The organism is Xanthovirga aplysinae (genome assembly GCF_009711365.1).
GTDB classification, from domain to species: Bacteria; Bacteroidota; Bacteroidia; order Cytophagales; family Cyclobacteriaceae; genus Xanthovirga; species Xanthovirga aplysinae.
Genome location: NZ_SMMB01001086.1, coordinates 1 through 7,853, shown reverse-complemented (window position 1 = coordinate 7,853; position 7,853 = coordinate 1). Strand labels below are relative to the sequence as shown.

Here is a 7,853-nt window from a genome sequence, read left to right as displayed (position 1 = left end):
TTTCATTCCATCTCATTGAATTATAGAAATTCTTCTTTAATTCTAACTTTGTCAGGATTGGCTACTTGACAAAGATAGCGAACCAACAATTGAAAGTTGGAATCTTTTAAAGAGGCTTTCTTTAACATTTTATTTCCCATTTCTAAAAAAACTTCACGAACATCATTCATGTTTTGAGTATTGAGAATAAGTTTTGCTGCCAGGCCTTTTCTAATTTTTACATTTCGATAAAATAACTGAGCATTATTATAGATTTCCACAAGAGTAGAAATAGCCATCACTTGAGGAATGGCACAGAATTGAAAAATCATTTTGTTTTGGATCAACTCCAAATACTTTAAGCATAATATGGCATGTTTCATGGCATCAGTAACCATATGATTTAAACAGGCAAGAGCATCAAACTCCTTATATCTCAAGTCACCTAGCGTGTCTGCATATTTTCCCCAAATCTCTTGGGGCCAAAACTTTCTATTAAGTATTAAATCTTCATGATAATCTCTTATAATATTGGTCTTTTGAAGAAATATTCCCATTGAATTGGATAGTTCGGTCTCGTTTTGTAATTCTTCGTGCTCCAACCCTGAAACGGAAAATATTTTTGATAAACCAATACCTACCTTCCCTGCCACAAAATGACAATAATGATTATAATCCTCTACTGAGTGAATTTCTTTTCCAATAAAAGAAGCCATTCCAGCCCCCATTTCTTGACAAGTCTGACTAATGATCTCTTGATATTCCCTTTTTAACCCCTGGAAGATGGAAGTTACTCGTTGGTAGTTCTCTAAAAGTAATTGGTAATCTTTGCTATCTCCTACCCCCGAAATAGTCCATTGGGGATCAAAACTATTTTGATAAAAATTCAGTAACAGTTTCTTTCGTTTTTCTGCTGGAATCCTAAAATCATCTTCAATTGTATCCAACCCTCTTAGTACCAAATAAAAAACGCAAATCACATCCCGTATTTCGGTAGGCAATTGACAAATAACTGTAGAAAATGAGCGAGAAACCTTGTTTAAAATGGCATAACAAAATTGGAGATCTGAAAGCTTATGATTATTTGTAAATGAGGAAATGTCATTGACACTCCCTCCTGGTTGAAGAAATTTCATTTTATACAAAGCGGTAAATTCATCCGGATACTTAAATAAATGAATAAGATTAAATGGCATATTTGTAATCTTCTTTAAATTTATAGTTTGGGATTTGAATAGAAATTATGAAAAAAAGAAGACAGAGTCGCCTTTTCCTCTCTCATTAATCACAAATACGTTCGGATTTATTATTTGGACTAGTACCCATTTTTTTTCTATACTCGGAAGGTGTTAACCCTAATTGTTTCTTAAATAAAGTATTAAAAGAAGATTTTGAATTAAAGCCACAATCATAGGCAATAGAGATAATAGTCAAATGGTTATTTTCAGAGTTCTCCAATTTTCTAATAACCGCCCTTAATCTAAACTCATTAACAAAAGCAAAGAAATTTTTACCAAGGTGATTATTTAAAAGGTAGGTTAGATCATACTTAGAAATGTTTATTCTATTGGCGAGATTACCCAATGTCAATTCCGGATTTAAATAAGGTTCTTCTTTTTCCATTAAATCCTTTAGTTCTTGCATTATATCTTCTGCTTCCTCAGAGCTAAATTTATTCTTTAAACCCGAACTTATACTTTCTACCAAGTTATCATGTTCTTGTTTCTCTATCTTTTCACTAGAGGTAAGGTTAGTTTGACGCAACCCAAAATAACTTACTACATAGGCCAAAATGGTTAATCCTATATGTGAAAGACTTGAAATGTCAAACCTTTCAGAAAAAGTAAAGGCATTAATACCCCCAAGTATCAAATAAAAAAAGAAAAGCGCACTAAAGAAAAAAGTTAAGAAGCTAAGCCAAAATAAAGGTACCTCTGAAGAATAATTTTCCAGGCCAGCTTTTAGCAACCGTCTATAATTACTCAATTTGATAAAGGTAAAAATAGTATAGATTAAAATACTGGAGTAGAAAATGAGTCCAAAGACGATTCGGCCGGGCAAATATTGATCTCTTACGAAAAAAGTAACCGTGTTAAAAGAAACTTTACCATTATAGAAAAGAAGAAAAATTGAGACCATGAGGATAAAAGGAACAAAATGCCATAAATCCCTGGTGTTAAGTACCAACTTCCCCGAGATCGTATAAGCCGTATAAAGATAAAAATAGGGACCAAATAACATAGGAATTACCCCAAGTGAAAAATCTTCATTTAAATGACCAAAATCATAATGTAAAATCTTTACAAAAAAACGAAATGCAATGGTTAACAAACATATAACCAATATCTTATCAGGTATATAAACCTTGGGTTTTGTAATTAAAACCAAGGCAGCAAATAGGGATTGGGCCAATCCAATATAGAGTAAAGCATCTTTAATCATGAGAAAACTAATAAGATTAAAAGGAAATGGTTTTTCCAAAACCTGATTCCCAATTTCCTTTGATAAATGAATTACAACTTTAAGAACTGAGAGAAGATTAAATCCCAAAAGCCCATATTTTGGTGGTTTGGTGAGTTTTTTCAGATGGGCTTTTCAGGGACTCCATATTTTCCTTACGGAAAAACAAGTTTTCAGAGGTAATTAATTGCAGACTTTAGTTTTGTACTTTTTCTCAGAAGACTTTTAAATACTCTTGGGAAAAACATGAGAACTTTCCCAATTTCATTTCATTTGAGGGTTCGATTAAATAATCGAACGTCCTTCTAACGGTTATTTCATTTTAAATCTGATAAAAGAACCAAGGTACTAAATACGTACCCTAATTTAAACTAATCATTTTGCAAAAAACCTCCAAAATATGAGTAGGCATTCTTCGAAAAACTCGATTGATTTTTGGAAATCTTGTAAGTTGATATGTGAAAAAGGAAGACAGTATTGGAAATTAAATTTTTTGGATGAATTCCTAACTAGCCCGGCCTTTCCAACAAATCTAAAAAAAGCGAATGGGAGTCTTGACGGTAGCTTGAATCAAGCTACTTCAAAGCAAAAGGAAATACCTAAGACGTTTTTAAACGATCTTTCCAATGCCTTCTATTTTGAAAAAGAAGAAAACCCCAACTCTTCAGATTTAGTTTATAGAAGTCATCAAAAAACTCAGAGAAATAATTTTTCTAATATTTCCCACCGGATTAATAATTCATATAAAATCAAAGATCCTTTGGCGAATAAGGCATTTCAATCTGCCTTTAAAGGATTAGAATACTATAAAAACTTGCAATCTAATGATGGACACTGGCCAGGAGACTACGGGGGGCCATTATTTCTTCTACCTGGCCTTATCATTACTTCTTATATTACAGAGACTCCCTTTTCCCAAGAAAAGCAAGTTTTAATGGGCCGTTATATGATTAATCACCAAAATTCTGATGGAGGTTGGGGATTGCATATAGAGGGTGAATCGACCTTATTTGGAACCGTGATGCAATATTGTGCACTTCGTATTTTAGGTTTTAAGGCGAATAACGATAATTTACAAAAGGCTCAAAAATGGATTAAAGATATGGGAGGAGCTACTGGATTACCTTCCTGGGGAAAGTTCTTCTTAGCCATTTTGGGGGTATATGAATGGACAGGTGTACATAGCCTACTACCAGAAATGTGGTTATTACCAAAATTTTTGCCTTTTCATCCCAGCAAATTCTGGTGCCACTCCCGAATGGTCTATTTACCCATGTCTTATTGTTTTGGTCAAAAGCTTAAGGGGCCTATTACTCCACTAATTTCTCAACTTAAAAAAGAGCTCTATGTGGAGGACTACAATTCCATTAACTGGAATCGGAAGAAAAATATATTAGCAAAAACCGATCATTTTAAGGGACCATCAATTGGATTAAAAATTTCCTTAAGCCTTTTAAATGGTTACGAAAAATTCTTTTTAAAAAGCCTTAGAAAAAAGGCCCTAAAATTCACACTTGATTATATAAATGCAGAAGATGATCAGACGAGTTTTATTAATCTGGGACCTATTAATCAGATGATTAATTCAATTTGTCTTTGGCATGCTTATGGAAAAGGTTCCAATTACTTTCAAAAGCATGTAGAGAAATGGGATGATTACCTTTGGGTGGCCGAGGATGGAATGAAAATGAATGGTTATAATGGAGCCCAATTATGGGATACTTCCTTTGCTACGCAAACCATCCTTGAAAACTTTTCTATAAATTCTTGTAAAGAAACTTTAAAAAAAACCTATGAGTTTTTGGACCAAAACCAAATCCGCAAAGAAGTAAACCAAAGAAAAAAATTTTTCAGGCATCCCTCAGTAGGTGGCTGGCCTTTTTCAACTCGAGCTCATGGTTGGCCCATATCAGATTGCACAGCTGAAGCGGTAAAATCCATTTTGGGAATTCATCAAACCAATTTAATTGAGGAGTCAAAAATTACAAGAATCTCAAACAAAAGATTAGAACAGGCTATTGATTTTATTCTTTCCTTACAAAATGCAAATGGAGGATGGGCCACTTATGAAAAGAGCCGAGGAAAAAAATGGTTAGAACACTTCAACCCTTCCCATATATTTGGGAATATAATGATTGATTATCCTTGTGTTGAATGCACTTCTTCCTGCATAACCGCCTTAAATGAATTCAATAAAAATTTCCCTCATTATAGAAAGGAGTTAATTAAAAAAGCTATTAGAAAAGGGCTAGATTTTATAATAGCCCAACAAAGAATTGAAGGGGGATGGGTAGGTTCATGGGGAGTTTGCTTTACCTATGGTAGCTGGTTCGCCTTAGAAGCGTTAACAAATTCAGCTTTACACTCCTATGAAGGAACACAATTTAAGGTAGAATCCTGTATTGAAAATGCTTGTGATTTTTTGGTTTCCAAACAAAGACCAGACGGAGGATGGGGAGAATCTCATACCTCTTGCAGTCAAGATAAATATATGGAACACCAGCGTTCCCAGGTAGTAAATACTAGTTGGGCTTTACTTGCCCTAATGACAGCCCACTATCCTAAAAAAGAAGTCGTAAAACGAGGAATCAAATTTTTGCTTAAAAGACAATTGGAAAATGGGGATTGGCCTCAGGAGGGCATTTCGGGGGTTTTTAACCAAAATTGTATGATAACCTATACTTCATATCGAAATGTATTTCCTCTTAGGGCTTTAGGACGATATATAGAAAAATTTAATAGTACAGGAAGTTAATGAGCTGTTCCTCCAGCTTTTTTTTCATTTACCTCCATCATAAATTAGAACCTCTAATTCAACATTGACATCCTATTTTAAATTGAGAAAACTACGGGATTTATTATTGGTTATTTAGCCTGATCAAAACAAATTTAATTTTTGAAATTAAGGGAAGGGAGTGGTATATTAAGAAACCAATAAATAACCCCCAATTATGCCCTTGTCCAAATTAACCCTTTCGGAAGAACTTCTGGAAATCTATACCAACCAATTTAAAAACATCCGATTCAGTGAAAAAAATGAATCCGCCTACGAAGCCGTCTACTATTTTTTGTCTTCAAAGGGAAAAAAAATAAGACCTTTATTAGTTTTATTATCTACCAAATTATTTGATGGCAAATTGGAAGATGCCCTGAACTCAGCCTTTGCTGTGGAGTTATTTCATAATTTCACCCTAATTCACGATGACATAATGGACCAAGCAGAAATCAGAAGAGGCCAACCTACAGTTCATAAGCATTTTAATGAAGAAACGGCTCTTCTCGCTGGGGATTTACTTTTGATATTGGCCTATCAATATTTAGGCAAGGCCCCTGTCTTTAAATTGTCCCATTTATTTCCATTATTTATTAATACCGCAAAAAAGGTCTTAGAAGGGCAACACATGGATTCTGTTTTTGAATCCATGGATGAAATCAAGGAACAGGAATATCTTCAAATGATTGAACTGAAAACAGCAGTATTACTGGCTAGCAGTCTACGGATTGGAGCAATTTTAGCAAATGCATCTGAACTAAATCAAAACAAAATTTATGAATTTGGCCGGTTACTAGGAATATCCTTTCAAATAAAAGATGACTGGCTGGATGTATTTGGACAAAAGGAAAAATTTGGAAAAAAAATAGGTGGGGATATTGTAAAAAACAAAAAAACTTACCTTTATGTTAAGGCATATCAGCTAGCCAATAAAGAACAACGCAAAAACCTCACTTTATTAAAATCATGTAAAAATAGGGAAGATAAAATTAGTAAAACAATTGCCTTATATAAGGAACTGTCACTTGACAAATACGCTGAGAAACTTATGGATTACAATTATAGAAAGGCTATGAAGATTCTAGATGAAATCAATATAGATGCTCATCGAAAAGAACCCCTATTTTCCTTCGCCAAAAATCTTTATAATAGAGATTATTAAAACCTCCCTTCATCTTCTTAATGCAGAGGTTACAACCACTTTGATTTTGATCTCAATCCATTTTAAATTTATAGACATAACTAACTGGATTCAAAGCCAATCTAAAACTCATCTTATCCCAAACCCTAGCTATAAAAGCAATCTCTCTTAAACTATAAATCCATCTAAGTTAATAGTGTTCCTGTTGTTAAACTGTACCTTTTGCATTAAAAAAATTCTTAAAAAAAAATTACAAAATTAAGGCTTTTAGGAATTCTATTTCATTGGAGGACAAAAGTACTGTAAATGCTGCTACAGAGCCGGAAAGATAAAAATTAGAAACAACTAATTTCAGCAATTTCAATATCTCCATTTCAAAAATGAAAACTTTAGGAGTAAATCAATAGAAATTGAAAACTGCTTCATCGATTATTTCTTACGAGCACTGTATTTATCTAATATTTTAAGGGTTTTCTGTATGGGCAATGCCTTCATTACTCTTCCCTTTTGTCCCCTCATGTCAGTGGCCATGAACAATGAATTATAAATTGCCTCCTCCGTTGCTTCCAAAACTGCAAGAAACAGGGGTGATATATGATCATTAGAAACCTCTGTAGAAACTCTTTCCATATCCTTAGAAGAATAGGGAATCCGGACACCCAGATGGGTACTGAAGGCGATACTATAATCTCCACTACCGTTAGAAGAAAATGACCCTACTGTGCCAAAGGGCTAAGAAAGAACGCCTTGCTAAACGTTTCAAATTCCTAGCGGAAAGAGGTGCATCAGTAGCAATGATTATCATACAAGAACCGTCCACAACATAAGGAACATCCTCCGCCATATAATAATTATTCAATTCCTCTCCTACAGGAGCTCCGTTTATCTTAAGAATTCCTCCAAAATTGGTTTGAACAAGCACACCCACCGTGTACCCGCCTTTATCTTCAGGTAGAACACGAGAGGAAGTACCAATTCCTCCCTTAAAACCTAAAGCCCTCGTTCCGGTTCCTGCTCCTACATTACCTTCTTTAACTTCACCTAAGGAGGAAGAGGCAATGGCTTCCTTTACATGGATACTTTTTACATGACGTCCCCTAATATCATTAAGCCATCCGTCATTGGTCTCCCCCACTACAGTATTGACAGATCTTATATTCCTATTTTCTTGAATTGATAAAGTATAATCAATGAGGGCATTGGCGACTAAAGGGGCATTGAGTGTGTTAGTTAAAGCAATGGGTGTTTCTATATTACCAAGTTCTTCAATTTGTGAAGTGCCAATAAGTTTACCAAACCCATTTCCCACAAACACAGCAGCAGGTACTTTATCCTGAAAAACATTACCCTGATGAGGAAGTATAACAGTAACCCCTGTTCGAATAGAGTCCCCTATCACAAGCGTCGTTTGGCCCACCGAAACTCCTTTCACATCAGTAATTGCATTCCATTTACCTGGAGTAAGTATTCCAGGTTCAACACCTAATTCTCTGGCTCTCA

6 protein-coding genes are annotated in these 7,853 nt (G+C 34.5%); 2 read left to right on the top strand and 4 right to left on the bottom strand.

Annotated elements, in window-relative coordinates:
* Positions 1-20: 20 nt before the first annotated feature.
* Positions 21-1,175: a squalene synthase gene (locus E1171_RS12460; RefSeq protein ID WP_155206335.1), complete on the bottom strand. Its 1,155-nt coding sequence runs from the start codon at positions 1,173-1,175 to the stop codon at positions 21-23.
* Positions 1,176-1,260: 85 nt separating this feature from the next.
* Positions 1,261-2,529, bottom strand: a complete 1,269-nt coding sequence (locus E1171_RS12455) for a helix-turn-helix domain-containing protein (protein WP_155206334.1) — start codon at positions 2,527-2,529, stop codon at positions 1,261-1,263.
* 310 nt (positions 2,530-2,839) lie between these two features.
* Between E1171_RS12455 and E1171_RS12450 the strand changes: the two genes are divergently transcribed.
* Together E1171_RS12450 and E1171_RS12445 are read left to right on the top strand one after the other, a co-directional pair.
* On the top strand, positions 2,840-5,194 hold the full coding sequence (locus E1171_RS12450; RefSeq protein ID WP_155206333.1) for a terpene cyclase/mutase family protein: 2,355 nt from the start codon (positions 2,840-2,842) through the stop codon (positions 5,192-5,194).
* A gap of 196 nt (positions 5,195-5,390) precedes the next feature.
* Positions 5,391-6,374 carry a polyprenyl synthetase family protein gene (locus E1171_RS12445; RefSeq protein WP_155206332.1) on the top strand — a complete coding sequence of 328 codons (984 nt, stop codon included), beginning with the start codon at positions 5,391-5,393 and terminating at the stop codon, positions 6,372-6,374.
* A 408-nt stretch (positions 6,375-6,782) separates the two neighbouring features.
* On the opposite strand, the gene E1171_RS24745 is transcribed toward E1171_RS12445, so the two are convergent.
* Both E1171_RS24745 and E1171_RS12440 read right to left on the bottom strand, forming a co-directional pair.
* Positions 6,783-7,016 (bottom strand): P1 family peptidase, encoded by a 234-nt coding sequence (locus E1171_RS24745; RefSeq protein WP_484628028.1) that lies wholly within the window; start codon positions 7,014-7,016, stop codon positions 6,783-6,785.
* A gap of 37 nt (positions 7,017-7,053) precedes the next feature.
* A partial coding sequence (locus E1171_RS12440) for a P1 family peptidase (RefSeq protein ID WP_343031358.1) occupies positions 7,054-7,853 on the bottom strand: 800 nt, incomplete at its 5' end.

Excerpts from the sequence above, each read along its gene's own strand:
- E1171_RS12445 (WP_155206332.1), top strand. The coding sequence starts at position 5,391 with ATGCCCTTGTCCAAATTAACCCTTTCGGAAGAACTTCTGGAAATCTAT.
- E1171_RS12460 (WP_155206335.1), bottom strand. The coding sequence starts at position 1,175 with ATGCCATTTAATCTTATTCATTTATTTAAGTATCCGGATGAATTTACC.
- E1171_RS12450 (WP_155206333.1), top strand. The coding sequence starts at position 2,840 with ATGAGTAGGCATTCTTCGAAAAACTCGATTGATTTTTGGAAATCTTGT.